Source organism: Pseudaestuariivita atlantica (assembly GCF_001205715.1).
Taxonomy (GTDB): Bacteria; Pseudomonadota; Alphaproteobacteria; order Rhodobacterales; family Rhodobacteraceae; genus Pseudaestuariivita; species Pseudaestuariivita atlantica.
Genome location: NZ_AQQZ01000003.1, coordinates 471,172 through 495,742 on the forward strand (window position 1 = coordinate 471,172; position 24,571 = coordinate 495,742).

General features: G+C 67.1%; 23 protein-coding genes. 12 read left to right on the forward strand and 11 right to left on the reverse strand.

Annotated elements, in window-relative coordinates; translation table 11 throughout:
- Positions 1-2 precede the first annotated feature (2 nt).
- The 4 genes from ATO11_RS08990 (at position 3) to ATO11_RS09005 (ending at position 3,640) form a co-directional block, all read left to right on the forward strand.
- Complete coding sequence (locus tag ATO11_RS08990) at positions 3-776, forward strand: HpcH/HpaI aldolase family protein (protein WP_050530482.1); 774 nt, start codon at positions 3-5, stop codon at positions 774-776.
- A 166-nt stretch (positions 777-942) separates the two neighbouring features.
- Complete coding sequence (locus ATO11_RS08995) at positions 943-2,139, forward strand: amino acid aminotransferase (protein WP_050530483.1); 1,197 nt, start codon at positions 943-945, stop codon at positions 2,137-2,139.
- Positions 2,114-3,058, forward strand: a complete 945-nt coding sequence (locus ATO11_RS09000) for a formylglycine-generating enzyme family protein (RefSeq protein ID WP_050530484.1) — start codon at positions 2,114-2,116, stop codon at positions 3,056-3,058. The genes ATO11_RS08995 and ATO11_RS09000 overlap by 26 nt, the downstream gene beginning before the upstream one ends.
- A gap of 123 nt (positions 3,059-3,181) precedes the next feature.
- A complete protein-coding gene (locus ATO11_RS09005) occupies positions 3,182-3,640 on the forward strand; it encodes a MarR family winged helix-turn-helix transcriptional regulator (protein ID WP_050530485.1) in 459 nt (152 codons plus the stop codon).
- A 5-nt stretch (positions 3,641-3,645) separates the two neighbouring features.
- On the opposite strand, the gene ATO11_RS09010 is transcribed toward ATO11_RS09005, so the two are convergent.
- The gene (locus ATO11_RS09010; RefSeq protein WP_050530486.1) at positions 3,646-5,823 is read right to left on the reverse strand and encodes a thiamine pyrophosphate-dependent enzyme; all 2,178 of its coding nucleotides are present in this window, start codon (positions 5,821-5,823) and stop codon (positions 3,646-3,648) included.
- A gap of 137 nt (positions 5,824-5,960) precedes the next feature.
- Between ATO11_RS09010 and ATO11_RS09015 the strand changes: the two genes are divergently transcribed.
- Together ATO11_RS09015 and ATO11_RS22110 are read left to right on the forward strand one after the other, a co-directional pair.
- Positions 5,961-6,476 (forward strand): winged helix DNA-binding protein, encoded by a 516-nt coding sequence (locus ATO11_RS09015; RefSeq protein ID WP_082176229.1) that lies wholly within the window; start codon positions 5,961-5,963, stop codon positions 6,474-6,476.
- 195 nt (positions 6,477-6,671) lie between these two features.
- The gene (locus tag ATO11_RS22110) at positions 6,672-7,031 is read left to right on the forward strand and encodes a hypothetical protein (protein ID WP_050530488.1); all 360 of its coding nucleotides are present in this window, start codon (positions 6,672-6,674) and stop codon (positions 7,029-7,031) included.
- Between the two features lie 7 nt (positions 7,032-7,038).
- Here ATO11_RS22110 and ATO11_RS09025 read toward each other — a convergent pair whose 3' ends face one another.
- The 5 genes from ATO11_RS09025 to ATO11_RS09045 form a co-directional block, all read right to left on the reverse strand.
- Positions 7,039-7,509: a relaxase family protein gene (locus ATO11_RS09025; protein ID WP_050530489.1), complete on the reverse strand. Its 471-nt coding sequence runs from the start codon at positions 7,507-7,509 to the stop codon at positions 7,039-7,041.
- A gap of 33 nt (positions 7,510-7,542) precedes the next feature.
- Positions 7,543-9,501, reverse strand: a complete 1,959-nt coding sequence (gene parE / locus ATO11_RS09030; RefSeq protein WP_050530490.1) for a DNA topoisomerase IV subunit B — start codon at positions 9,499-9,501, stop codon at positions 7,543-7,545.
- A 438-nt stretch (positions 9,502-9,939) separates the two neighbouring features.
- Positions 9,940-10,320: a VOC family protein gene (locus ATO11_RS09035; protein WP_050530491.1), complete on the reverse strand. Its 381-nt coding sequence runs from the start codon at positions 10,318-10,320 to the stop codon at positions 9,940-9,942.
- A gap of 71 nt (positions 10,321-10,391) precedes the next feature.
- Positions 10,392-12,062 carry an NAD+ synthase gene (locus ATO11_RS09040; RefSeq protein WP_050530492.1) on the reverse strand — a complete coding sequence of 557 codons (1,671 nt, stop codon included), beginning with the start codon at positions 12,060-12,062 and terminating at the stop codon, positions 10,392-10,394.
- A 68-nt stretch (positions 12,063-12,130) separates the two neighbouring features.
- Positions 12,131-12,853, reverse strand: coding sequence for a DUF4386 domain-containing protein (locus tag ATO11_RS09045; RefSeq protein WP_050530493.1), 723 nt, complete (start codon positions 12,851-12,853; stop codon positions 12,131-12,133).
- 266 nt (positions 12,854-13,119) lie between these two features.
- Between ATO11_RS09045 and ATO11_RS09050 the strand changes: the two genes are divergently transcribed.
- A complete protein-coding gene (locus tag ATO11_RS09050; protein WP_050530494.1) occupies positions 13,120-14,523 on the forward strand; it encodes an MORN repeat-containing protein in 1,404 nt (467 codons plus the stop codon).
- A 708-nt stretch (positions 14,524-15,231) separates the two neighbouring features.
- On the opposite strand, the gene ATO11_RS09055 is transcribed toward ATO11_RS09050, so the two are convergent.
- Positions 15,232-16,488 (reverse strand): glycerate kinase type-2 family protein, encoded by a 1,257-nt coding sequence (locus ATO11_RS09055; RefSeq protein ID WP_207382951.1) that lies wholly within the window; start codon positions 16,486-16,488, stop codon positions 15,232-15,234.
- 65 nt (positions 16,489-16,553) lie between these two features.
- Positions 16,554-17,195, reverse strand: a complete 642-nt coding sequence (locus ATO11_RS09060; protein ID WP_082176230.1) for a sulfotransferase family 2 domain-containing protein — start codon at positions 17,193-17,195, stop codon at positions 16,554-16,556.
- Between the two features lie 325 nt (positions 17,196-17,520).
- Here ATO11_RS09060 and ATO11_RS09065 point away from each other — a divergent pair, with 325 nt between their 5' ends.
- Complete coding sequence (locus tag ATO11_RS09065) at positions 17,521-17,940, forward strand: hypothetical protein (protein ID WP_050530497.1); 420 nt, start codon at positions 17,521-17,523, stop codon at positions 17,938-17,940.
- A 147-nt stretch (positions 17,941-18,087) separates the two neighbouring features.
- Positions 18,088-19,473: an aminotransferase family protein gene (locus ATO11_RS09070; RefSeq protein WP_050530498.1), complete on the forward strand. Its 1,386-nt coding sequence runs from the start codon at positions 18,088-18,090 to the stop codon at positions 19,471-19,473.
- Between the two features lie 167 nt (positions 19,474-19,640).
- Here the strand turns inward: ATO11_RS09070 and ATO11_RS21215 are convergent, their stop codons facing one another.
- Positions 19,641-20,234 (reverse strand): nickel-binding protein, encoded by a 594-nt coding sequence (locus ATO11_RS21215; RefSeq protein WP_082176231.1) that lies wholly within the window; start codon positions 20,232-20,234, stop codon positions 19,641-19,643.
- Between the two features lie 108 nt (positions 20,235-20,342).
- Here ATO11_RS21215 and ATO11_RS09080 point away from each other — a divergent pair, with 108 nt between their 5' ends.
- Positions 20,343-21,293, forward strand: coding sequence for a LysR family transcriptional regulator (locus ATO11_RS09080; protein WP_050530499.1), 951 nt, complete (start codon positions 20,343-20,345; stop codon positions 21,291-21,293).
- 16 nt (positions 21,294-21,309) lie between these two features.
- Here ATO11_RS09080 and ATO11_RS09085 read toward each other — a convergent pair whose 3' ends face one another.
- Both ATO11_RS09085 and ATO11_RS09090 read right to left on the reverse strand, forming a co-directional pair.
- On the reverse strand, positions 21,310-21,654 hold the full coding sequence (locus tag ATO11_RS09085; protein WP_050530500.1) for an antibiotic biosynthesis monooxygenase family protein: 345 nt from the start codon (positions 21,652-21,654) through the stop codon (positions 21,310-21,312).
- Positions 21,651-21,974, reverse strand: a complete 324-nt coding sequence (locus ATO11_RS09090) for an NIPSNAP family protein (protein ID WP_050530501.1) — start codon at positions 21,972-21,974, stop codon at positions 21,651-21,653. The genes ATO11_RS09085 and ATO11_RS09090 overlap by 4 nt, the downstream gene beginning before the upstream one ends.
- A gap of 287 nt (positions 21,975-22,261) precedes the next feature.
- Between ATO11_RS09090 and ATO11_RS09095 the strand changes: the two genes are divergently transcribed.
- Positions 22,262-22,948 carry an ArsR/SmtB family transcription factor gene (locus ATO11_RS09095; RefSeq protein WP_050530502.1) on the forward strand — a complete coding sequence of 229 codons (687 nt, stop codon included), beginning with the start codon at positions 22,262-22,264 and terminating at the stop codon, positions 22,946-22,948.
- A gap of 57 nt (positions 22,949-23,005) precedes the next feature.
- The gene (gene pdxR, locus ATO11_RS09100; protein ID WP_050530503.1) at positions 23,006-24,469 is read left to right on the forward strand and encodes a MocR-like pyridoxine biosynthesis transcription factor PdxR; all 1,464 of its coding nucleotides are present in this window, start codon (positions 23,006-23,008) and stop codon (positions 24,467-24,469) included.
- Positions 24,470-24,571 lie beyond the last annotated feature (102 nt).

Sequence of the window (24,571 nt, forward strand, 5' to 3'; positions counted from 1 at the left end):
CCATGAAACTCGCCCGCAACGCCTTCAAGCACGCCCTCGCCGCCGGTGAGAAGACGGTGGGCATGTGGGCCTCGATCAACTCTCCCTTCGCCACCGCCGCCCATGCCTCGGCAGGCTATGACTGGACGGTGGTGGACATGGAGCACACGCCCGGCGGGCTGGACACCGTGGTGCAGCAGTTGACCGTGCTCGAGGCCGAAGGCGTGCCCGCGCTGGTGCGCGTGCCGTGGAACGACACGGTGATGATCAAGAGGGTGATGGATGCGGGCGCGCAGGGGATCGTCGTGCCCTACGTGCAGACGGTCGAGGAGGCGCGCGCCGCCGCCGCCGCGACGCGCTACCCGCCCAACGGCGTGCGCGGCTTCGGCGGCACGACGCGGGCCACCAAGTATGGCCGGGTGACCGATTACCTGCAGCGCTGCGAGGAGGAGTTCGTGCTGATCCTGCAGGTGGAAACGCAGGCGGCCATGGACCAGGCGGTGGAGATGGGCCGGATCGAGGGCGTGGACGGGATCTTCTTCGGCCCCGCCGACATCGCCGCCGATATCGGCCATCTCGGCAAGCCGATGGCGGACGAGACGTGGCAGGCGATCATGCCCGCCGCGCAAAAGCTGATGGATGCGGGCATCCCGGCGGGCACGCTGGTGACCAACCCCGACATGGCGATCGACCTTTACGGCAAGGGCTTCGGCTTCATCGCCTGCGCGATCGACAGCGGCCTGCTGGCCCGCGCGGCGGATACGTTGCTGGCGAAGGTCAGGGGTGGGTTGGGCTAAGGCACGACCGCCGGACACAGCGCCTTGCGGTTGGGCGGCAAGCGTCTTCGAACACGCTTGCAAGCGCCCGCGCGGGCGCTTTGCAAAGCCCCCGTGTTAGCGGCTTTCCCTCCGCCGCGCCCACTAGTATATCCGCCCTGCACCCCCAGCAGAGGAACCCCTTGTCATGTTCGCCGAAATCGAACCCCGCGCCGTAGACCCGATCATGGCCATGATGGCCGCCTTCCGCGCCGACCCGCGCGAGCTGAAGGTCGACCTGATCGTGGGCGTCTACAAGGACGATGCCGGCCGCGTGCCGGTCATGCGTGCCGTCAAGGGGGCCGAGGCGGTGACACTGAAGACCGAGGACACCAAGACCTATGTCGGGATCGCGGGTGATGCCGAGCTGAACGAGCGCACGCCCCGGATGCTGCTGGGTGACGGGCACCCGGCGCTGGCCGCGGGCCGCATCGGCGCGGTGCAGACGGTGGGTGGCTCGGGCGCGCTGCGCGTGGCCTGCGACCTGATCGCCTCCACGAAACCGGGCGCGACCATCTGGGTGTCGTCCCCCACATGGGCCAACCACGTCCCCGTCGCCCGCGCGGCGGGACTGACGATCAGGGAATATCCCTATTTCCGCGCCTCGGATCGCGGGCTCGACTTCGACGGGATGCTGGCCTGCCTGACAAACGACGTGGCCCCCGGTGACGTGGTGCTGCTGCATGCCTGCTGCCACAACCCCACCGGCGTCGATCTGAAACCCGCGCAGTGGGAAGAGATCACGCAGGTGATCGCGGATCGCGGCCTCTTCCCCTTCGTCGATTGCGCCTACCAGGGCCTTGGCCACGGGCTGGAGGAAGACGTGGCGGGCCTGCGCCACCTTGCGGCGCATGTGCCCGAGATGCTGATCGCCTCGTCCTATTCCAAGAACTTCGGCATCTACCGCGAACGCACCGGCGGGCTGACCGTGTTGGCGGAAACTCCCGACCAGCTCAAACCCGTCATGGCGCAGCTGAACGCGACGATCCGGGCCAATTACTCGATGCCGCCCAACCACGGCGCGCGAATCGTGGCCGAGGTCTTTGCCGACGACGCGCTGCACGCCGACTGGGAGGCCGAACTGACCGAGGTGCGCGAGCGCATCGCCCAGATGCGGCGCGAATTGCGCGCCAAGCTGGAAGAGCGGCAGGTGACGGCGGACCTGTCCTTTGTCACCGACCAGGTGGGCATGTTCTCGTACACCGGGTTCACGCCCGAACAGGTGCAGATGGTGCGCGAGGAATACGGGATCTACATGGCCTCGGACGGGCGCATCAACGTGGCTGCGCTCTGCTCGACCAATATCGATCACGTGGCCGATGGGTTCGCCGCCGCACTCCGCTGAGGCGGGCTGCTGCGCGCCCGCGCGCGACGGTGGCGCGCGCCCCGGTGCCACGCCGGTGGCGGAGGCGGGCTCCTATCCCGACGCCATCGTCGACATCCCCGGAGGTGCGGGCCTGATCGGCACCTCCGCGCCCCACCTGCATGAAGACGGCGAAGGCCCGCTGCGCAAGACGCGGATCAGGCCCTTCCGCATGGGCGCGACGGTCGTGACCAACGCGGCCTTCGCGCGGTTCGTGGCCGCGACGGGGTTCGTCACCGAAACCGAGCGCTGGGGCTGGTCCTTCGTCTTCCACGCCGACGTGCCCCCCGGCACCGGCCCGACCGATGCGGTGCCCGAAGCGCCGTGGTGGCGGCGGGTCGATGGGGCCTGCTGGTCGGCCCCGAACGGGCCGGGCACCGAAGACGCCTGCCACCCCGACCACCCCGTCACGCAGCTCAGCTGGGAAGACGCCCGCGCCTATGCCGCGTGGGTCGGAGGCCGCCTCCCGTCAGAGGCGGAATGGGAACACGCCGCGCGCGGCGGGCTGGGAGACGTGCGGTTCCCGTGGGGCGGGGACGAGCCGCGCGATGACGGCCCCTTCCCCTGCAACATCTGGCAGGGCACCTTCCCCGACCGCAACACCGCCGCCGACGGCTATGCCACCACCGCCCCGGCAAGCGCCTTTGCCCCGAACGGGTATGGCCTCTACCAGATGTGCGGCAATGTCTGGGAATGGACGGCGGATGCGTGGCGGGTCAAATCGCTCAAGAAAGCGGCCCGCGCCCGCGCCGCCGCGATGCGCGGCTACAAGGTGTCGAAGGGCGGGTCGTACCTGTGCCACGCGTCCTATTGCTATCGCTACCGGATCGCCGCGCGGTCGGGCAACAGCCCCGACAGCGCCACGCCGCATCACGGGCTGCGCGTTGTCTGGGACGTCTGAACCGGGCGCGGGACTTGCACTTTTCACGCATTTCGTGGATTGACGCGCCGCGCTGCCGGGAGAACGATGCACCCACACCACCCGGCTTCCGCCCTCGATTGCGTTCACCGCAAGGGATTGCCCATGGCCCAGCCTCTCACCCGACCCGGCGCCGCCGCCTTCGACAGGATGGACGGCAACATCACCTACCTCCTGACCACGATCGCCAAGCAGATCGAGAACGAGATCCCCGACCTGTTGCAGGGCACCGACCTGAACACCACGGGGTATCGCATCCTCAAATCGGTGCAGGCCTATGACGATCTGTCAATCTCGGACCTCGGGCGGATCATGCAGATCGACCGCGCGCAGATCAGCCGTGCGGCGGTGGCACTGGCCGGACAGGGATACGTGTCGTTCCACGACCATCCCGGCAACAAGCGCAAGAAGATGGTGTCGCTGACGCCGCGCGGGGTGGAGGTGCTGGCACTGGTCGCGCCCCGGTTCGACGCCCGCCGCGCCCGGATCGAGGCGGCGCTTGGCCCGCGCCTTGGCGACACGCTCGCCGCGCTGCACATCGTGCGCGACGCGCTGCCGCGCTGATCCCGTCAGCCCAGCAACCGCCGCGCCGCCGCAACGATGCTGTCGGCCGAGGGCATGGTCGCGGCATAGGCCGGGCCGGTGGCGATAAAACTGTCCTCGGCCACCTCCCGCGCGATGCGGCGAAGGCCCGCTTCAGCCGCCCATGTCATCAGCCCCTCGGACACGTTGCCCGACCGGCGGCATTCATCCACGAACAGGACCGCGCCGCAGCCCGCGACCGCCGCGCCCAGCGCATCGAGCGGCAATGGTGCGAGCCAGCGCAGGTCGATCACCCGCACGCCCGTGCCGCCCGCCTCCAGCACGCGGGCGGCCTGTTGCGACAGGCGGTGGCCGTTGCCGTAGCTGACGATGGCAAGGTCGGTGCCCTGCCCGGTCTGCCCGATCTCGCCCACCGCGATGCGGTGATCGGGGCCGGGATAGGTCTCCATCCACGCGCCGTCGCCGGGCGTCAGGTCACGTTCGGCATAAAGCGCGATGGGCTCCAGCATCACGACCACGCGGTTCTCCTCGCGCGCCAGCCGCAGCGCCTCCCGCAGCACGCCCACCGCGTCGCGGCCCCGCGACGGACAGGCGAGGATCACGCCCGGCAGGTCGCGCAGGACGGCAAGCGAGTTGTCGTTGTGGAAATGCCCGCCGAACCCCTTCTGGTACCCCAGCCCGGCGATGCGCAGCACCATCGGGTTGGTGAACTGGCCCTTGCTGAAGAAGGGCAGCGTCGCCGCCTCCCCGCGCAGCTGGTCCTCGGCATTGTGCAGATAGGCGAGGAACTGGATTTCCGGCACCGGCACGAAGCCGTTATGCGCCAGCCCGATGGCCAGCCCGAGGATCGAGGTCTCGTCCAGCAGCGTGTCCATCACCCGGTCGCGCCCGAACCGGCCCTGAAGGCCCCGCGTCACACCATAGACGCCGCCCTTGGTGCCCACGTCCTCGCCCATCACGATGACCTCGGGGTGGGTCAGCATCGCATCCGTCAGGGTCCAGTTGATGAGGCGGCTCATCACCTGCGGCGTGTCCATGGCGCGCAGATCGCTGCCAAAAGCGGCCTCGCGCCGCGCAGCATCCGGCCCGTTGCGGCGGGCGCAGGCACGTTTCGGGGGGATGATCGTTTCCATCACGCCGGCCGCGTCGGCCAGCCGGGGGCGCGGGCCGATCTCGGCCGCCAATGCCTGCACCTCGGCCTCGCGGGCGAGGTAGGCGGCGCGCGCCTCCGCCACCGGCAACGCCCCGGCCTTGTCGAGCAACCTGACCGAGTGCAACAGCGGGTCCTGCGCCTCTTCCGCCTCCACCGTCGCGCGGGGCAGGTAGGCGGTGGCGACATCGGCGCCGGCATGGCCATAGAGCCGCACGGTGCGCAGGTGCAGGATCGCCGGTTTACGCGTCCGCCGGACCCGCGCCGCGAGGTCGCGCGCGGCGGCGTGCGCGGCGTAAAGGTCCAGCCCGTCCGCCGCGACGTAATCCAGCCCCGGCCGCGATTGCAGCGTCGCCGCCACCCAGCCACGGGGCGAGCGGGTGGAAATCCCGATCCCGTTGTCTTCGCAGACGAACATCAGCGGCAAGGGCGCGTTCTGCACGGCAGCCCAGCCGGCGGTGTTGAGCGCGGCCTGCGCGCTGGCATGGTTGACCGAAGCATCGCCGAACGAGCAGACCACGATCCCGTCCCCGGCCAGCGCCCGGTGTTCGGGCGGGTGCCGCCGTGCCAGCCCGAGGCTGTAGGCCGCGCCGACCGCCTTGGGCAGGTGCGACGCGATGGTCGAGGTCTGGGGCGGGATCATCAGCTTGCGCGAGCCCAGCACCTTGTGCCGCCCACCGCTGATCGGGTCCTCGGCAAGGCAGGCGAAACTCGCCAGCATGTCGCGCGTGCCGTCCTCCCCCAGCTGCGCGGCGCGGGCCAGCTGGAAGGCGGCGTCGCGGTAATGCAGGAAGGCGATGTCATCGGGCCTCAGCGCCCATGCCACGGCGGCCATGCCTTCGTGCCCCGACGATCCGATGGTATAAAACCCCTCTCCCCGCGCCTGCATCGCCCGGCTCTCGCGGTCGAGCGCGCGGGCGGTCAGCTGCGCGCGGAAAAGCGTGCGCGCGTCCTCCGGCGACAGGCCCGGCGCGGGATCGGCGCCTGCGGGCAGGTCGCCCGCGGCGGTGCGGTCCAGGAAATTCCGGTGCACGATCTCGACCCGGTCCGACATGTGCTCTCCCCTCGTCTGTCGCGACCCTACCAGCGCCGTGGCCCGCCGCAAGACGGCGCGGCACTGCCACCGCTATGCAGGTGACACGGAAGCGAAATGCCCGCATGATGCCAGCGTTTCGCAAACAGGATCCGCGCATGTCCAACCCGACCCCACGCCGCATCGTCTCGTCCCGCCACCTCGCCGATGGCGAAGGGTGGGAGGCCTCGGAATTCGAGTTCGGGCTGATCGTCGCGTCGAACGCCTTCCAGCGCTGGATGGTGAAATGCATGACGGCGGCGGGCCACAGCGACCTGACCCCGCTGGACATCCTCGTGCTGCATAACGTGAACCACCGCGGGCGCGACAAAAGGCTGAGCGATATCTGCTTCATCCTGAATGTCGAGGACACGCATACGGTGAACTACGCGCTGCGCAAACTGCTCAAGGCCGGGCTGCTGACGTCGGAAAAGCGCGGGAAAGAGGTGTTCTATGCCACCTCCCCCACCGGTGCCGAGTTGTGCGAGACCTACCGCGCGGTGCGCAAGCAATGCCTGCTGGAGGGCCTGTCGCGGATGGATCTGAGCGGCGAGAACCTGCGAGAGATCGCCGCGAATTTACGAGCGTTATCAGGTCAGTACGACCAGGCAAGCCGCGCCGCCGCCAGCCTGTGACCCAGGCAATACCGACCCGGATGCGTGGCATTCGATGCGAATTGATCGCGAATTGGAAACACAGCTTCTCCGCTCCGAAGCGGCCGGATTTCTTGATTCGTGGCAGCAATCGGGCGATTGTGTGACCGGGTATCGCGCCCATGGCTGTCGTCATGTCCGCGCGAGGGGTTTCCATTTTTGCCGGGGGGCAAAACGATGAAGAAACTTATGATCGCCGCGGCGGCCCTGGCGCTGTCCGCATCTGCCGGGATCGCGGGTGGCCACGGCCAATCGAAAAGCGGCTGGAACTCCTATGGCGCAGTTGCGGCACCTGCCGGCGTGCGCGTTCAGATCATCTGCTGGCGCGGCCCGCTCAAGAAGGTCTGGGTCGACAAGCCCAAGGACATGTTCATCAACTCGCTGGTCGATGCGGGCCTTGACCGGACCACGGCCACGGGCGTGGCGTTCCAGGTGTGCCGCAACCCGGCCCTTGTGAACAACCCGGCGGGCCTGAAGGCGGAAACCATGCGCCTGATCCAGCAGCACCGTTCGCCGCAGGTCATCTACAAGTGGTAATCGCCCGCTAGGGCTCGATCACCAGATCGGCGTCCGGCCCCGTGCCGGGCGCTGTTGCGTTCAGCACGCGCGCCTCTACCCAGCTATGCGCGTGGCCGGGAAACCCGGCGCGGAACCTTTCCACCAGCCGACTGTGGCCGAAGCCAAGCTCGGACGCCTTGCACAGGCGCTGCCCGTCGGGATGGCGGTGCACGGCCAGCCCGCCGCCCGCGGCGTGAAGGCGGTAGCCCTTGGCCTGCAGCCGGTTATGCAAATCGTGCCAGTTGTGGGCCGAGGAGAAATCCGCCGCGAGGCGCGCACGCAAGGGCGCGATGAGCCGCTCATCCGCCCTGTTGGGCGGCCTCACATTCTTCCGGCGCGAAATCTCGTCCGCCAGCAGATCGCGCACCAGCTGACCAAGCGTGATATCCCGCTCCCGCGCGATCTCGGCGCCGACATGCAGCATTTCCACGGGAACTTGCAGGGTGACCTTTTCCATTCCACCACCTTGCGGCGGCGTGGTTAAAGAACCCTAAACATCCAACTCCTCGACGAATTTCGCGTTCTCCTGGATGTACTGGAACCGCAATTCGGGCTTCTTGCCCATCAGCTGTTCCACCAGGTCGCCGGTCTCGCCCGGTTCGTCCTCGTCGATCGTCACCCGGATCAGTTTCCGCGTCGCAGGGTTCATGGTGGTGTCCTTGAGGTCCTTGGCGTCCATCTCGCCCAGCCCCTTGAAGCGCGACACGTCGATCTTGCCCTTGCCGCCCAGCCCCTTGTCCATCCATTCGTCGCGCTCGGCCTCGTCGAGGCAATAGACGCGCTTCGCCCCCTGCGTCAGGCGGTAAAGCGGCGGGCAGGCGAGGTACAGGTGTCCCGCGTCGATCATCGGGCGCATCTGGGTGAAGAAGAACGTCATCAGAAGCGACGCGATATGCGCGCCGTCAACGTCCGCGTCGGTCATGATGATGACCTTGTCGTACCGCAGGTCATCGACGTTGAACTTGGTGCCCAAGCCCACGCCCAGCGCCTGCGTGAGGTCGGAAATCTCGGCGTTGGAGCCCAGCTTGGACGACGCCGCGCCCAGCACGTTCAGGATCTTGCCGCGCAAGGGCAGCAGGGCCTGCGTCTTTCGGTCCCGCGCCATCTTGGCCGACCCGCCCGCGCTGTCGCCCTCGACGATGAACAGCTCGGTCCCGTCGCGCGCGTTCGATGAACAATCGACCAGCTTGCCGGGCAGGCGCAGCTTTTTCGTCGCCGACTTGCGCGCCGTTTCCTTCTCCTGCCGCCGCCGCAGGCGTTCCTCGGCCCGCAGGACAAGGAAATCGAGGATCGCACCCGCCGCCTTGGTGTCCGCCGCCAGCCAGTTGTCGAACCGGTCGCGCACGGCACCTTCGACCAGCCGCTGCGCTTCGACGGTGGCGAGGCGGTCCTTGGTCTGGCCCACGAATTCCGGCTCGCGGATGAAGCACGACACCAGCGCGCAACCGCCGGTCAGCAGGTCGTCGCGGGTGATCTGCGCCGCCTTGCGGTTGTTGGCCAACTCGCCATAGGCCTTGATCCCCTTCAGGATCGCCGCCCAGAAGCCCGCGACATGGGTGCCGCCTTCGGGCGTGGGCACCGTGTTGCAGTAGGACTGGATGAACCCGTCGCGCGATGGCGTCCAGTTGATCGCCCATTCCACCTTGCCCGGCAGCCCGAACTTTTCCTGGAAATCGACCGTCCCGGCAAAGGGCTTGTCGGCATAGGTCGACGCGCCGCCCAGCGTTTCGACAAGGTAATCCGACAGGCCGCCGGGAAAGTGAAAGGTTGCCTCGGTCGGCGTTTCGCCATCGTCGATGGCGGATTTCCAGCGGATCTCGACACCCGAGAACAGGTAGGCCTTGGACCGCACCATCTTGAACAGGCGGGCGGGCTTGAAGCGGTGCTTGCCGAAGATCTCGGGGTCGGCGTGGAAGGTCACGCGCGTGCCCTTCCAGTTCGTCGCGGCGCCCACCTTCTCGACCCCGCCCAGGGGATGCCCGCGCGAGAACCGCTGTTCATAGGCCTGCCGGTCGCGCGCCACCTGCACCACCATCGAATCCGACAGCGCGTTCACCACCGACGCACCCACGCCGTGCAACCCGCCGGATGTCTGGTAGGCCTTGCCGGAAAACTTGCCGCCCGCGTGCAGGGTGCACAGGATCACCTCCAGCGCGGACTTGCCGGGAAACTTGGGATGCGGATCGATCGGGATGCCGCGCCCGTTGTCGCGCACGGTGACGGCGTAATCCTCGTGCAGCTCGATCTCGATCCGGTTGGCGAAGCCCGCCACGGCTTCGTCCATCGAGTTGTCGAGGATCTCGGCCACCATGTGGTGCAGGGCGCGTTCGTCGGTCCCGCCGATATACATGCCGGGGCGCTTGCGCACCGGTTCCAGCCCTTCGAGAACTTCGATGGAGGAGGCGTCGTAGTCTGACGATTCCGCCACCGTCAGCAGATCATCGGCCATGGCAGCTGCTCTGTTTTGTCATTTGTTGGATCGCATCATGCCATGCCCCGCGCGCCAGCGAAAGCCCGACCAATGGCTGCCATGGCGATTGCCGGCCGCGCCAAACGAATCCGGCCCTCGCTCGGGACAGGAGCGAGGGCCGAACGTTTGGCCAGAAGGGACAGGCCCAAATTTTAACGAGGAGCGAAATGCCACGGGTAACGGTGCTTGGCAACGGGACGGATGCCATGGCACCAGGGGATGGCCCCGGACACTTGGAGGGATACGATACGCTCCTCGTATGGATTGGCAACGCGCGGTGGCGCAAAGGGTTCCAAGGTTTTCGGAATTTTTTTGTCGTTTTATTCCAATGGATTGGCGATAATTTTCAGGTTCTTGTCGAAAAACCTGGCCGCACCACGCGCGATCCGGCCCACCGCAAGCGGGGCAAAGGCGCGTTCAGGCGTAGCTGACCACCTCGTATTCCACCCCGTCGGGGTCGTTGAAATAGAACCGCTTGCCCGGTTCGTAGTCGAAATGCGCGTGCGGCTTGAGCCCCGCCGCCCTGACCCGCGCCTCTACCGCGTCAAGGTCATCGACCACCACGCCCACGTGGTTCACCGTGCCGGCGATGGTGTATTTCTCGGGCTTGGGGTTGCCGGGGTGTCCCAGTTCGAACAGCGCGATGTAGCAATCGGTGTCGCCTACATGCGCCGCCGCATCGCCCGCGCTGTTCGTGCCGCGCCAGCGGACGGACCAGCCGAACAGGTCGGTCAGCATGCCGATGGTGCGGTCGATGTTGCTGACCGTGATGTTGATATGTTCCAGGTGTGCGGGCATAGCGCGGCTCCTTTGCTGCATGAGTCGCATCACGATGCGCCCTCAAGCGCGGTTGAGGTCAAGCGCCGTTCTCAGCCCTTCGTGCCCGACGGGTCGCGCCAGCCATTCACGATGGGGTAACGCCGGTCGAGCCAGAAGGCGCGTTTGGTCAGGCGCGTGCCCGGTGCGGACTGGAAGCGCTTGTATTCGCTGATGTAGATCAGCCGCTCGACCTTCTTCACCGTCTCGCGGTCGAACCCGGCGGCGACGCAATCGGCCACGCTCGCCTCGTCATCGACCAGCATCTCCAAAAGCGCATCCAGCACGTAGTAGTCGGGCAGCGAGTCGCTGTCCTTCTGGTCCTCGCGCAATTCCGCCGAGGGCGGCTTGTTGATGATCGAAGGCGGGATGACCTCCCCCGCATTGCCCATCATCCAGTCGCGGTGATTGTCGTTCCGCCAGCGGCAGGTCTCGAACACCCGCATCTTGTAAAGGTCCTTGATCGGGTTATAGCCGCCCGACATGTCGCCATAGATCGTGGCGTACCCCACCGCGACCTCGGACTTGTTGCCGGTGGTCAGCAGCATCTCGCCGAACTTGTTCGACAGCGCCATCAGCATCAGGCCGCGCAGGCGGGACTGGATGTTTTCCTCGGTCACGTCAGGCTTGGTGCCTTCGAAGAGCGGCGCCAAGGCTTCGGTCACCGCCGCGCGCGGGCCGCTGATCGGGACGTAATCGTACCGCGCGCCCAGCGCCTTGGCGCAGGCCTCGGCATCGTCCAGCGATCCTTGGGAGGTATATTCCGACGGCAGCATCACGCAGCGCACGTTGTCCGGGCCCAGCGCATCCACCGCGATGGTCGCCACCAGCGCGGAATCGACGCCGCCCGACATGCCCAGCAGCACCTGCCCGAACCCCGTCTTGCCGCAATAGTCGCGCAGGGACTGCACCATGGCGCGGTAATCGGCCTCGAAATCCGGCAGCACCGGGGCCTTGTCGCCCTCGACCACGCGCCAGCCATCGTCGCCGCGCTCCAGGTCGACGTGAGAGACGTCTTCATCAAACATCGGCGCGCGCCATGCCAGCGCCCCGCCGGGGTTCAGCGCGAAGGAGCCGCCGTCGAACACCTGGTCGTCCTGCCCACCCACCTGGTTGAGGTAGATCAGCGGCAACCCGGTCTCGACCACGCGGGCGACCACGTGGTTCACCCGCGTCTCCATCTTGCCGCGGTAGTAGGGCGAGCCGTTGGGGACGAGCAGGAATTCCGCCCCGGTCTCGGCCAGCGTTTCGGCCACGTCGGGGTGCCAGCTGTCCTCGCAGATGGGCGACCCGACGCGGGTGTTGCCCACGGCATAGGGTCCACCGATCGGGCCGCTGTCGAACACGCGCACCTCGTCGAACACCGTCTCGTTCGGCAGGTGATGCTTCAGCACCCGCGTCACGACGCGACCCGCGCGGCAGATGTGATAGGCGTTGTAAAGGTTCCCGCCCTCGACCCACGGCCCGCCGATGGCCAGCGCGGGGCCGTCCGCACATTCGGCCGCCAGCGCCTCGATCGCGGAGATGGCGGCGTTGTGGAAGGCGGGCTTCATCACCAGATCCTGCGCGTTGTAGCCGGTGATGAACATCTCGGTCAGGGCGACAAGGTCGGCCCCGGCCCCTTTCCCGGCCTCCCACGCGGCACGCGCCTTCTGCGCGTTGCCATCGATGTCGCCCACGGTGGGGTTCAACTGGGCCAGTGTAATGCGGAAACGGTCGCTCATCCGGAGCCTCGTGCCTTGATCGGCGGAGATGTAGCAGATCAACGCACGAGGGAAAGGTGTAACCGGCCTCAGAGTGCCGCGGCGCGGCGACCGGTCACGTCAGATGCCGCGCGTTGCCCCATGATGAGCAGCCACAGGGCAAAGCCTATTTCCGACAGGGTCACGATGCCCAGAAGCACCATCGTCGGCAGTTCCAGCCACGGCGCGGGCCACAGGTGGTTCAGCACCGTGTCGGCCAGATAGCCGAATCCACCGATGGTCAGCCCCCAGCCGATCAGAACCGGGAACCGGCCCGAGGCGCGCACCAGCCAGCCGAGGATCATCAGGTGCACCCAGAAGAACAGCTGCCAGATGCCCACACCCGCGAAATGCATCCGCGCCAGCACCGCGTCGATTGCGGGGGCGGCATCAGCGGACGCGAGCGACGGCACTTCGATCAGCGCCAGCCGCCCCGCCTGGAAGAACAGCATCGCCGCCATGACGGCCACCATCGCGAAGCGCGACAGCGCGGCGGCGAGGGACAGCGTCGGGTTGGTGGCGCGGAACATGAAGAACAAAAGCGCGGTGGCGAAGACCTCGGCCACCATCATCAGCGCATCGAATCCGAGGCCGACGGCGTGCAGGCCGCGATTGGCGGCGATCAGGTCGAGCGAGGGCAAGGCCTCTCCCGGCGCGGTCAGCTGCGCGGGGATGGCGAGGATGGCGAGGCCGCCCGCGACGGCAATGGTCAGGTAGGCCACGCCGGTGGCGCGGGCATAGGCGGTGGAATGGGGATCGTCGAGGAAGGTCATGGGTCAAAATCCTTCTGTGCGCGGCAGGCGGGGCCTGCCACGTCGGGGTGAAATTTCAGGGTCGTCAGGGATGCGCCGGATCGGGGTGGCGCGATGGATCGGGGATAGCATCCCGCGCCGCCCCGGCCCATCGCCGAAATCCTCATGGCGCTTATGCATTCCTGCATGATCCGGCCGCGCGCGGACCCCATTGCCCCGACCGCCCCGCTGATTTACGATCCGCCGCAGAGCAGGAATGCGGCTTCGACCGGGGGAGAGAGACGCGCATGTGGACAGGCAAGACGGTTGCACTGGCAGCAACGGCCACACTGGCGGCGTGGACCGCGCCCGCGATTGCGCAGGATGCCGACGTGGTGACCAAGCAATACGACGATGGCGGCGTGTACGAAGGCACCTTCAAGGAAGGCCTCCAGCACGGCACCGGCACCTACCGCCTGCCCAATGGCTATGAATATACCGGCGAGTGGGTCGATGGAGAGATCCGCGGCACCGGCGTCGCCCGCTTCCCCAACGGCTCGGTCTACGAAGGCACCTTCGCCAAGGGCAAGCCCGAAGGCGTGGGCAAGATCACCTTCGCCGACGGCGGCACCTATGAAGGCAACTGGCTCGACGGGAAGATCACCGGTCAGGGCGTGGCGATCTATGCCAACGGCGTCCGGTTCGAAGGCGGCTTCCGCAACGCGATGCACCACGGGCGCGGCGTGATGACCACGCCCGGCGGCTATACCTATGACGGCGACTGGGTGAACGGCCAGAAGGAAGGCCAGGCCACAATCACCTATCCCGACGGCGCGATCTATCGCGGGTCCATCGTGCAGGGCGAACGCGACGGCCAAGGCACCCTGACGATGCCGGACGGGCTGGTCTATGAAGGCCTGTGGCAGGACGGCAAGATCAGCGGCACCGGCAAGCTGACCCAGCCCAACGGCGACGTCTACGAAGGCCAGATGGTCGATGGCCGCCGCGAGGGGCTGGGCAAGGTCACCTTCGCCAACGGCGACACCTACGAAGGCGAGTTCCGCGCCGACCAGCGCCACGGGCAGGGCACGTTCTCGGGGCAGGACGGCTACCAGTATTCCGGCGCATGGGTGAACGGCCAGATCGAGGGCGAGGGGCAGGTCACCTATCCCGACGGCTCGGTCTATGTCGGCCAGTTCCGCGGCGACCTCGCCGACGGCGTGGGCAAGATCACCTATCCCGACGGCAACACCTATGAAGGCGAGTGGGTCGCGGGCGTGATCGAGGGCAACGGCAAGGCGACCTATACCAACGGGCTCGTCTATGAAGGCGGCTTCAGGAATGCCCGCAACCACGGGTTCGGCATCATGACCTTTGCCGACGGCTACCGCTATGAAGGCAACTGGGAGAACGGCCAGCGCCACGGCGAAGGCACCGCGACCTATCCCGACGGCACCGTCTATACCGGCACCTTCGCCAACGGCCAGCGCGAGGGCACCGGCAAGATCGTGATGGCGGACGGGTTCGTCTATGAAGGCGAATGGAAGAACGGCGAGATCAACGGCACGGGCGTCGCGACCTACACCAACGGCGATGTCTACGAAGGCATGTTCGTCGCGGGCAAGCGGCAGGGACCGGGAACCATGCGCTATGCCTCCGGCCAGGTGGCCGAGGGCGAATGGCAGGGCGGCGCGCTGCAGGAGACGAACTGAGCCGGGGGGCCTTCCGGCACCTGGTCCAGACGTTTCAGACGGGCCGTGATGCGTCGACATGACAGGTCTGCTGCGCACATTATCTTGGCCAAACCCGCACTCCGCCCAAGCAGCGCACCAAGCCTAACCAAATCGACGTGCCGGGGGGCGGCCTGTCCCCTCTCATCGGTTTTTCCTAGAAAAAACCGACCGCCGGGCAGTGGATGCGCGGCGGGCTGAAGCCCTTGATTCCGCGCGGGGCACAAGCACCAACGTCGCAGACGGGCCGCGGTACGTCGAGCCAACCGCACCGCTGCTTACTTTATCCACGAAAGCCCGCACAACGCCCCAGCGATGCACCAAGTTCGGCCAAACCGAAGTGCCGTGGGGGCGGCCCGTCCCTTCTCATCAATTTTTCATGGAAAAATCGACTGCCGGGCGATGGAAGCGCGGCGGCCTGCGGCCTTGATCCCGCGCAAGGCAAAGCGGTGCGGTCGCAGACGGGCCGTGGCGCGTCGATCCGGCGGGTCCGCTACACACTTTATCCTAGCCAAACCCGCATAGCGCTCCAGCGACGCACCAAGTCCAGCCATTTCGACGTGCCGGGGGGCGGCCCGTCGAAGCGCGGCGGCCTGCGGCCTTGATTCCGCGCAAGCCACTGACTGAACGGATATTTACTTTTATTAACGGTGACCTAGGGCAACCAACGCGTTACTCTCCTGCCCCCACCTACCAGATCAGGATCGCCCGGAAGTCGTTCACGTTGGTCCCCGTCGGCCCCGGCGCGAACAGGTCACCCAAAGCGAAAAACGCCGAGTAGGCGTCGTTGCGGGCCAGCGCATCGGCCGGGTCGATCCCCGCCGCGCGCAGACGAGACGCGGTGGAGCCGTCGGCGAAGGCGCCCGCGTTGTCCTCGGACCCGTCGATCCCGTCGGTATCCGCCGCCAAAGCCGCGATTCCTTCGACCCCGTCGATCTCCCGTGCGAAGCTCAGCAGGAACTCGCTGTTGCGCCCGCCGCGTCCGCCCGATCCGCGAATGGTCACCGTGGTCTCCCCGCCCGACAGCAACACGACGGGCCGCGCAAAGGGCCGGTCCTGCCCCACGATCTCCCGCGCGATGGCGGCATGGACCTTGGCCACCTCCCGCGCCTCGCCCTCGATCGCGTCGGACAGGATCGCCGCGGGCACGCCCTCGGACCGGGCCAGCGCGGCGGCGGCATCCAGCGATTGCCGGGCCGAGGCGATGACCTGCACCGTGTTGCGGGAAAACACAGCGTCACCGGGTGCGGGCGGCAGGTTGTCCTCGCCCGCGATCACCTTGGCCACCGGCGCGGGCAGGTCGATGCCCCATGCCTCGACCGCCGCGCGCGCGTCTGGGCGGGTGCGCCCGTCGGGCACCGTCGGGCCGGAGGCGACTTGCGCCGGATCGTCCCCCGGCACGTCGCTCACCACCAGCGACACGACCCGCGCGGGCGCGGCCAGCGCCGCCAGCCGCCCGCCCTTGAGCGTCGAGACCTGGTTGCGGATCAGGTTCATCACCCCGATCGGCGCGCCCGAGGCGAGCAGAGCCTCGTTCAGCGCGATCTCGTCCTCCAGCGTCAGGCCGCCAGAAGGCGCAGGCAACAGGGCCGAGCCGCCGCCACAGACCAGCGCCACGACAAGGTCATCCTCGCCCAGCCCCGTCACCGCCTGCCGCAGCGCTTCGGCCGCGTCCATGCCCGCCGCGTCGGGCACCGGGTGCGCGGCCTCCATCACGCGGATGGACCGCGTCGGGCAGGCATAGCCGTAACGGGTGACAACCACGCCCTCGATGGGCGCGTCCCACAGATCCTCGAACGCGGCGGCCAGTTGCGCGGCGCCCTTGCCCGCCCCGATCACCACGGTCCGGCCCGTGGGCCGGTCGGGCAGATGCGCGGCAAGCGCGGTCCTGGGATCGGCGGCGGAGACGGCGGCGTCGAACAGGCGGGTCAGGAAGTCTTGCGTCATGCACATCGGTCTAACCCTCACGGCGCGGATTCACCATGCGACACGACGCGTGCCGTCCGCCCGCGTCAATCCTCGTACCCGAATGTTTCGTAATCCGCGCGAAACATCTGCCGCACCAACCGCCGCTCGCGCGGCGCAACCGCGTCCCGAGAGAGGGTGACCCAGTCCGCCGGTACCTCTTCCGGGAGGGAGCGGTTCGCATGGATCATCTGCCGCGCGTCCAGCCCGACCTTTGCCGCGAGTTTCGGGAAGTCGCGGTCAAGGTCTTCGAGACGGAACACGTCGGTCGCGATCTCTCCATCCGGGCCGCGCAAGAAGCGGACCTGCCGTTCCCACTGGACATGGCGCACCTCGCGGATCCGCGCGAGGTAGGTCGCGAAATCGCGGTCCGGCCCGAGGCCGAGAAGTTGCAATAGATAGGGCCTGCGATTGAGGTAATTGAACTGCGACACCAGCCGGTCCAGCGGATGCCGGACAAGCGCGAAGACGTAGCAGGCATCGAACATCTCGGCCCCGACCTCGCGCCGGATCAACCGTGCGGTCAGGTGCTGCAGACCCCCCGACTGGTACTTGTTAAAACCGCGCCGGACAAAGCCCATCCACAGGTCATCCTCGCTGCGCGGTTGGGGCCACAGCATATCCTCGATCGACGAGCCGCCGGTCTTTGGGATGTGGATGAAGATCAACCTGCGGTTTCGACAGATCATGGGATGCGGAAGTCTTTTTTCCCGGCGCGCGAGGGCCGGTCTGGGTCATACTTGAAACGCCTCGCGGTGCAAGACTTTTCGGATCAGCGGCTACGCAGGACACCGCTCGACCAGTCCCGGAACCAGCGTCGCCGCCCGCCTTCTCAAGCCACTTTTGCAAGAACAGTCTTGCAGGGTTCACCCGGCGACACGCAAGACTCGGGGCTGTTGCCGTGCTTTATTTGACCATGCCGTGACCCCGTTGCAGGCTGCGAAACGTACCGTAACGAGATTGACCACTCCTGATATGCCCTGCTGTTACAGGATTTTTCCAGACCAGAAACTGATGTGCGTGAAATACACGGGCATCCTGACCCTGCGCGAGATGCTCGGGCTTCTGGACGAGGTCGACGCCGATCCAGAATACGATTTCGACGTGAACGAGTTCGACGATTTCACCGAGTTGCAGAAGATCGCGATGAGCCCGGCGGAAATCCTGAAACTGGTGCAACTGATGATCGCGCTGTACCGGCGGCGGGACAGCGACAAGCTGAACGCGATCATCGCGCCGCCGTGGATCGTGGCGAAGGCGATCTCGGTCTTCGCTCGCGTTGCGGTTGAAGGCGGCGTCAAGGTCAAGGTGGTCGAAAGCTTTGACGAGGGGTTCGCGTTCCTGTCCCTGCCCCCGTCCGCCGCCGAGGAAGCTTTGGCATGGTTTGCTACCGCAGGGGACGCGGCGGGGACAGCGGCCGGGGGATGCGGATAGGATACGCAGGGCGCTCGCGAACCTGCGCCTTTTGGCATTAGACCAAGCCAGCCACTGGCCCTATCCGCGGTTCGGGATTTTCCGTGATATACCGCATCTGATGCCGCCCGACCCAAGGTGAGTCGGGCCCCGAGAGGAGTGTGATCCATGGACGGCGCTTTGAATGAAAACGACATCTCCCACGTGGTCGAGGCCGACCGCGCGCATGTCTGGCACCACCTGATCCAGCACAAGCCGTTCGAGACGACGGACCCCCGTATCATCATCGAAGGCAAGGGCATGCGGGTCTGGGACCAGAAGGGCAAGGAGCACCTCGATGCCGTGTCCGGCGGGGTCTGGACGGTCAACGTGGGCTATGGCCGCGAATCGATCGCCAAGGCGGTTTATGACCAGTTGATCAAGCTGAACTATTTCGCGGGCTCGGCGGGGTCGATCCCCGGTGCGCTGTTCTCGGAAAAGCTGCTCGACAAGATGCCGGGGATGAGCCGGGTCTATTACTGCAACTCCGGCTCGGAAGCGAACGAGAAGGCGTTCAAGATGGTGCGCCAGATCGCGCACAAGCGGTACGGCGGCAAGAAGCACAAGATCCTCTACCGCCACCGCGATTACCACGGCACCACGATTTCGTGCCTGTCGGCGGGCGGCCAGGAAGAGCGCAACGCGCAATACGGCCCCTACACGCCCGGTTTCATCGAGGTGCCGCATTGCCTTGAATACCGCGCCCAGCCCGACTTCACAGGCGGCAATTACGGCGAATGGGCCGCCAACCAGATCGAAGAGGTCATCCTGCGCGAAGGCCCCGACACGGTGGGCGCGCTGTGCCTTGAGCCCGTGACCGCAGGCGGCGGCGTCATCACCCCGCCCGAGGGCTACTGGGAGCGGGTGCAGGAGATCTGCAAGAAGTACGACATCCTGCTGCATATCGACGAGGTCGTCTGCGGCGTGGGCCGCACCGGCGTGTGGTTCGGGTACCAGAACTATGGCGTGAAACCCGACATGGTCACGATGGCCAAGGGCGTCGCCTCGGGCTACGCGGCCATCGCCTGTCTCGTCACCACCGAAGAGGTGTTCGAGATGTTCAAGGACGACGCGTCGGACCCGATGAACTATTTCCGCGACATCTCGACCTTCGGGGGCTGCACGGCAGGCCCGGCGGCGGCGCTGGAGAACATGCGCATCATCGAGGACGAGAACCTCCTCGACAACACGCTGGCCATGGGCGAGCGGATGATGGGCAACCTGCACGCGCTGGCCGAGAAACACGCGGTGATCGGGGACGTGCGCGGCAAGGGCCTGTTCTGCGGGGCCGAGCTGGTCGCATCGCGCGACACGCGCGAACCGGCGGATGAAAAGAAGGTGCAGGCCGTGGTCGGCGACTGCATGGCGCAGGGCGTGGTGATCGGGGCGACGAACCGGTCGGTTCCGGGCTACAACAACACGCTGTGCTTCTCGCCCGCGCTGATCGCGACCGCCGACGACATCGACCAGATCACCGACGCCGTCGACCAGGCGCTGGGCCGGGTGTTCGGCTGATCCCGAACGGGGGTCGGCTGGCGAGCAGCCGACCTACGCAAGACGGGGTTTGTAGGTCGGGTGATCCTCACCCGACCTCCTTTCGAGGTAACCCATGGGTTACCCAAGATTCTGATTTCGTTCAATTTTCGTAAAGACCGCAGGCGAAAGCCCCCGGTAACCCGCGCCTAGTCGGGCAGGACCCGGTCGACGGCAGTGATGGGGCCAAGCGGTGCGCCTGCAAGCTGCGCGTGATCGGCGATCTGGCCTTCATCCGTGGCGCGGTAGATGCAGACGGTTCCGACCTCGGTCAGGTAGGAATGCACCCATTCGACCTTGCCCTCCATCTGCGCGATGGCGGCGTTCGACGCGCGCGAGATCCCTTCCTTCCTGGCAAGCGGGAAGCTGCCCACGCCGGGGATCGGGCGTTCGATCACGAATGTCTGAAGCCCGTCCTGCGCGATCTCGGCCGCGGCCACGCCACCGCCGACGACCGGGGAATTGACGAAATCGACCTTCATCACGGCCAGCGGCGACAGCGAGGTCACGTTCAGGAAGGTTTCGAGGTAGGCCTCGTTCTGCGCGTCGAGGATGACGAAGCTGGCGCCGTCTGCCTCGAACCGTTCGACCTCCTGCACCTTGAGCGTGTCCTGCAGGCCGGGACTGATCGCGCCCATCGAGCCTTGCAGTTTCAGAACGAACTGGTCCGCGGCGGCGGAAAACCCGGCGGTCGCCATGATGACCGACGCGCCAAGCAGGTTTCGCATCTGTTTCGTGTTCATCGTCTTGTCCCTTTTTCGCGATATCAACAGGGCAATCGTGACCCGGCGCGCCGGGACCTGACAAATGACGGTTTTTGCGTGTTAGCCTTAGGTGAGCTAAGGTGAGGGATGGCCCGTTTGCCCTCTCTCGCCGCGCTGCGGGCGTTCGAATGCGTCGCGCGGCACCGCAGCTTTGCTAAGGCGGCGGATGAATTGTGCGTGACGGCACCGTCCCTGTCGCACCACGTCAAGGCGTTGGAGGACGAGCTTGGGTTCCGGCTCTTCACGCGCCATCACCGGTCGATCGCGTTGACCGAGAGCGGGGAGGTCCTGTTCGCGACGGCGCGGAGGGCCTTCGGCGCGCTCGACAAGACATGGGCGACGCTGGTGGACACGGCCCGGCCCTTCAAGCTGACCTGCGGCGTGCATTTCATGACCAACTGGCTGGCCCCGCGATCCGCGCGGTTGCAGGAGGCCCTGGACGGGTATCCGGTCGATCATATCACCACGTTCGAGGCGCTGGATTTCGCGGCAGGCGAGGTCGATCTGGCGATCCGCAACGGCAATGAAGCGGTCTCGGGCCTGCATTCCGAGACGGTGTATCGGGAATGGTGGACGCCGATGGTGTCTGCCGATGTGGCGCGGACCCTGAAGCGTCCATCCGACCTTATGCGCGTCCCGGTGGTCGAGGCGCGGCATCCGCGCGAGCCGAAGGGGCATCCGGGCCTCGCGGACTGGCTGAAAGCGGCGGGCGTGAACGAGACGCATCCCGACACGCGCGTGATCCCGCATACCGAGACGGCGATGCAGATGGCAGCGGAAGGTGCGGCGGTGAAACTGTGCGCCAGCCTTCAGGCGGGGGAGTTGCATCGGCAGGGCAAGCTGGTTGCGCCGTTCGACCTTGCAGTCCGGCGGGAGGACATCCGGTTCTACATGGTCTGCCGCGCGGGCGAGCAGCAGGAGAAGCCCATCACCCTGATCCGCGATTTCCTGGCACGGGAATTCGCCGAGATGGACGCGGCGATGGGGCTGGAGCGGATGACGCTGGTGACCCTGCCGGGAAGCGGCGTGGCCCTGTGACCTGCGCGCGCCCGCCCTACCCGTGCAGGGCGCGGCTGTCTGCCGGGGCCTCGGCCCGTTCGGTCATGCCGTAGTCGCGGATCACGCCCGCCACGCGCAGGCGGTAGCCCGCGAACATCACGTCCCGGCCCGCGCTTTGCGCGCCGCGATGCTGGGGCAGGTTGCGCCATGCCTCCAGCGCCTCCTCGTTTTCCCAGAAGGACAGCGACAACAGCTTGGTCGGGTCCATGATCGACTGGAACCGTTCGACGCTGATGAAGCCCGGTATCCCCTCGGCCAGCGGTCGCATCTTGGCGGCCATGTCGAGATAGGCGTCCACCTGCCCCTCGGCGGGGTGGACTTCGAATATGACGGCGATCATGCGGTGTCTCCCTCGGTTCCCGTGACCAGCTTCAGAAAGGTGCGGTCCTCGCGCAAGAGGAATTTCTCGCGGCAGGCGAAGGCGTAGTTCTCGCGCCCCAGCGGGTCGTCGGCGAGGCGGGCGCGGTAGGCCTCGTAGGCGGCGAGCGAGGGGATGTTGTAGATGCCGTAGGCGCGGGTGGCCGATCCTTCATGCGGGGCGAAATACCCGATCAGGTCGGCCCCGCAGCGCGGGATCGCGGTGTTCCAGTTGCGGGCATATTCCTCGAACGCGTCCCGGCGGGTCGGGTCGATGTGGTAGCGGATGATGCAGGTGAGCATGGGGCGGGTCCTTTACGTGGATTCGGGTCAAAAGTTGGCCGACACGCGTGTCGCGGTGGAGCCTGACGCCGGCGCGAAATCAAGGCCGCAGGCCAACCGTCGGATCGACGTACCGCGGCCCGTCTGCAATCGTTGCACAAGGTGTCCGAAGGCAAGCCAATGTGCTGCGCCCGGTCGGCATCAGGAGTGACGGGGATCGCCGAACGGCGAGGGTGGAGGACAAGACGAATGACATGCCCCTATCCTACCCCCTTGTCTGCCCATAACGGTTCGATCATGATCGAACCATGAAAGACGGACCCGACATCGCCCGCATCGCCACGCTGATCGGCGACCCGGCGCGCGCCAACATCCTGACGGCGCTGATGACCGGCAAGGCGCTGACCGCGCGGGAACTGGCGCGGGAGGCGGGCGTGGGGGCGTCGACGACCTCGACCCACCTGGGAAGGCTGGTGGAGGGCAGGCTGGTCGCCGTCACGCGGCAGGGTCGCCACCGGTATCACCGGCTGGCGGGCCCGGAGGTCGCCAACGTGCTGGAGGCGCTGATGGGGCTGGCCGCGGGACAGGGCCATTTGCGCCACCGCCCCGGCCCGCGAGAGGACGCGCTGCGCGCCGCGCGGGTCTGCTACAACCACCTTGCGGGGACGGCGGGCACGGCGCTTTACGATGCGCTGGCAGGGCGCGGCTGGACCCGTGTCAGCGATCACGAGGTGATGCTGAGCGATGCGGGCGCGGTCGCGATGGAGGCGTTCGAGATCGACGTCACGGCCTTGCGCAAGGCGCGGTCGCCGCTTTGCCGTCCGTGCCTCGACTGGTCGGAACGGCGCACGCATCTTGCGGGGTCGCTGGGTCGCGCGCTGCTGGCAGAGATGGAGACGCGGGGCTGGGCGCGCAGGGTGCCCGACAGCCGCGCGGTCACCATCACCCCCGCCGGACGGGACGGTTTGCGCGGCACCTTCGGCGTGCGGTTGTAACCGGACCTCACGATAAATCCAGTTTACCGCGCGCGTAAGACCAGTTATGGCAACCCCATGGCCGTACCCGTCGACGCCCTGATGCTGGATCCGACCGCGCAGGGCACGCTTCAGTCCCGCATTCAGCAGATGGTCGCGCAGGGCATCCTGTCGGGGCGGTTCCGGCGTGGCGAGAAGCTGCCCTCCTCGCGCAAGCTGGCCGCGCATCTGGGCGTGAGCCGGATCACGGTGACGCTGGCCTATAACGAGCTTCTGGCGAACGACTACCTGACCTCGCGCGGGCGGTCGGGCTATTTCGTGAGCGAGAACGCCCCGGACCCGCCCGCCTTTGCCGACCGCGAAGCCGCGCCCGACCGGATCGACTGGGACAGGGCCATCGGGCAGCGGTTCACGGGCGGGGCAAGCCCGGCGAAACCGCTTGACTGGCAAAGCTATACCTACTCGTTCATCTACGGGCAGACCGACCCGACGCTGTTCGACCACACCAACTGGCGGCAATGCGCGATGCAGGCGCTGGGGGTGCGGAACTTTGCCGCGATGACGGCGGATTACTATGACCGCGACGACCCGGAGCTGGTGCAGTTCGTGCTGCGCCACACCCTGCCCCGGCGCGGGATCATGGCCCAGCCGGAACAGGTGCTGATCACGCTTGGCGCGCAGAACGCGCTGTGGCTGGCGGCGCAGGTGCTGCTGACGCCGGGTCGGCGCGCGGCGATCGAGGACCCGTCCTATTTCGCGCTGCGCGACATCCTGCGGCAGACGCGGGCCGACGTGGTGCCGGTGCCGGTGGATGCGGGCGGGCTGCCGCCCGACCTGATCCCGGACGACACGCAGGTCGTCTTCGTCACGCCCAGCCACCATTGCCCGACCTCGGCCACGATGCCCTTGGACCGGCGGCGCGCGCTGCTGGAGCGGGCGGGCGCGCTGGATGCGCTGATCGTGGAGGACGATTACGAGTTCGAGATGGCCTTCCTGCACCCGCCCGCGCCGGCGCTGAAATCGCTGGATGACGAGGGGCGGGTGATCCATGTGGGCTCCTTCTCGAAATCGCTCTTTCCGGGGCTGCGGCTGGGCTACCTTGTGGGCTCGGCGCGGTTCATCGACGAGGCGCGGGCGCTGCGGGCCAGCGTGCTGCGACATCCGCCGGGGCTGATCCAGCGCACGGCGGCGCAGTTCCTGAGCCTTGGCCATTACGACGCGCTGATCCGGCGCATGGCACGGGAATACGACGCGCGTCGGCGGGTGATGGAGGCGGCCATCGCCGAGCACGGCCTGACCATCGCGGGCACCGCCGCGCATGGCGGGTCGTCCTTCTGGATGCGCGCGCCCGACGGTGTCGATGCCGAGGTGCTGGCGCGCGACCTTGCCCGCCGCGACGTGCTGATCGAACCGGGCGCGACCTTCTTCGCCGAGGCGCCGCGCCCGATCGAGTTCTACCGGATCGCCTATTCCTCGATCCCCGCCGATCGCATCCCCGAGGGCATCGCCCGCATCGCCCAAGCCATCGCCGCGCGGCAGTGACGGAAGCGCCACCTTGCGGCGATCCGCAGGGGCGGCAGGCGCGGGCGCACGAAAATCTTCATGGTCAGGCCGGAAACCGCGCGCTACGTTCGGGTGGCACAC

What these genes read in the sequence shown, in the direction of transcription:
- ATO11_RS09045 (WP_050530493.1), bottom strand. Translation starts at nt 12,853, where the DNA reads ATGACCTTCCTCGACGATCCCCATTCCACCGCCTATGCCCGCGCCACC.
- ATO11_RS22110 (WP_050530488.1), top strand. Translation starts at nt 6,672, where the DNA reads ATGAAGAAACTTATGATCGCCGCGGCGGCCCTGGCGCTGTCCGCATCT.
- ATO11_RS09010 (WP_050530486.1), bottom strand. Translation starts at nt 5,823, where the DNA reads ATGTCGGACCGGGTCGAGATCGTGCACCGGAATTTCCTGGACCGCACC.
- ATO11_RS09040 (WP_050530492.1), bottom strand. Translation starts at nt 12,062, where the DNA reads ATGAGCGACCGTTTCCGCATTACACTGGCCCAGTTGAACCCCACCGTG.
- ATO11_RS09050 (WP_050530494.1), top strand. Translation starts at nt 13,120, where the DNA reads ATGTGGACAGGCAAGACGGTTGCACTGGCAGCAACGGCCACACTGGCG.
- ATO11_RS21215 (WP_082176231.1), bottom strand. Translation starts at nt 20,234, where the DNA reads ATGAACACGAAACAGATGCGAAACCTGCTTGGCGCGTCGGTCATCATG.
- ATO11_RS08990 (WP_050530482.1), top strand. Translation starts at nt 3, where the DNA reads ATGAAACTCGCCCGCAACGCCTTCAAGCACGCCCTCGCCGCCGGTGAG.
- ATO11_RS09060 (WP_082176230.1), bottom strand. Translation starts at nt 17,195, where the DNA reads ATGATCTGTCGAAACCGCAGGTTGATCTTCATCCACATCCCAAAGACC.
- ATO11_RS09025 (WP_050530489.1), bottom strand. Translation starts at nt 7,509, where the DNA reads ATGGAAAAGGTCACCCTGCAAGTTCCCGTGGAAATGCTGCATGTCGGC.
- pdxR (WP_050530503.1), top strand. Translation starts at nt 23,006, where the DNA reads ATGGCCGTACCCGTCGACGCCCTGATGCTGGATCCGACCGCGCAGGGC.
- ATO11_RS09065 (WP_050530497.1), top strand. Translation starts at nt 17,521, where the DNA reads ATGTGCGTGAAATACACGGGCATCCTGACCCTGCGCGAGATGCTCGGG.
- ATO11_RS09095 (WP_050530502.1), top strand. Translation starts at nt 22,262, where the DNA reads ATGAAAGACGGACCCGACATCGCCCGCATCGCCACGCTGATCGGCGAC.
- parE (WP_050530490.1), bottom strand. Translation starts at nt 9,501, where the DNA reads ATGGCCGATGATCTGCTGACGGTGGCGGAATCGTCAGACTACGACGCC.
- ATO11_RS09080 (WP_050530499.1), top strand. Translation starts at nt 20,343, where the DNA reads ATGGCCCGTTTGCCCTCTCTCGCCGCGCTGCGGGCGTTCGAATGCGTC.
- ATO11_RS09015 (WP_082176229.1), top strand. Translation starts at nt 5,961, where the DNA reads ATGTCCAACCCGACCCCACGCCGCATCGTCTCGTCCCGCCACCTCGCC.
- ATO11_RS09005 (WP_050530485.1), top strand. Translation starts at nt 3,182, where the DNA reads ATGGCCCAGCCTCTCACCCGACCCGGCGCCGCCGCCTTCGACAGGATG.
- ATO11_RS09055 (WP_207382951.1), bottom strand. Translation starts at nt 16,488, where the DNA reads ATGACGCAAGACTTCCTGACCCGCCTGTTCGACGCCGCCGTCTCCGCC.
- ATO11_RS09070 (WP_050530498.1), top strand. Translation starts at nt 18,088, where the DNA reads ATGGACGGCGCTTTGAATGAAAACGACATCTCCCACGTGGTCGAGGCC.
- ATO11_RS09090 (WP_050530501.1), bottom strand. Translation starts at nt 21,974, where the DNA reads ATGCTCACCTGCATCATCCGCTACCACATCGACCCGACCCGCCGGGAC.
- ATO11_RS09000 (WP_050530484.1), top strand. Translation starts at nt 2,114, where the DNA reads ATGGGTTCGCCGCCGCACTCCGCTGAGGCGGGCTGCTGCGCGCCCGCG.
- ATO11_RS09035 (WP_050530491.1), bottom strand. Translation starts at nt 10,320, where the DNA reads ATGCCCGCACACCTGGAACATATCAACATCACGGTCAGCAACATCGAC.
- ATO11_RS09085 (WP_050530500.1), bottom strand. Translation starts at nt 21,654, where the DNA reads ATGATCGCCGTCATATTCGAAGTCCACCCCGCCGAGGGGCAGGTGGAC.
- ATO11_RS08995 (WP_050530483.1), top strand. Translation starts at nt 943, where the DNA reads ATGTTCGCCGAAATCGAACCCCGCGCCGTAGACCCGATCATGGCCATG.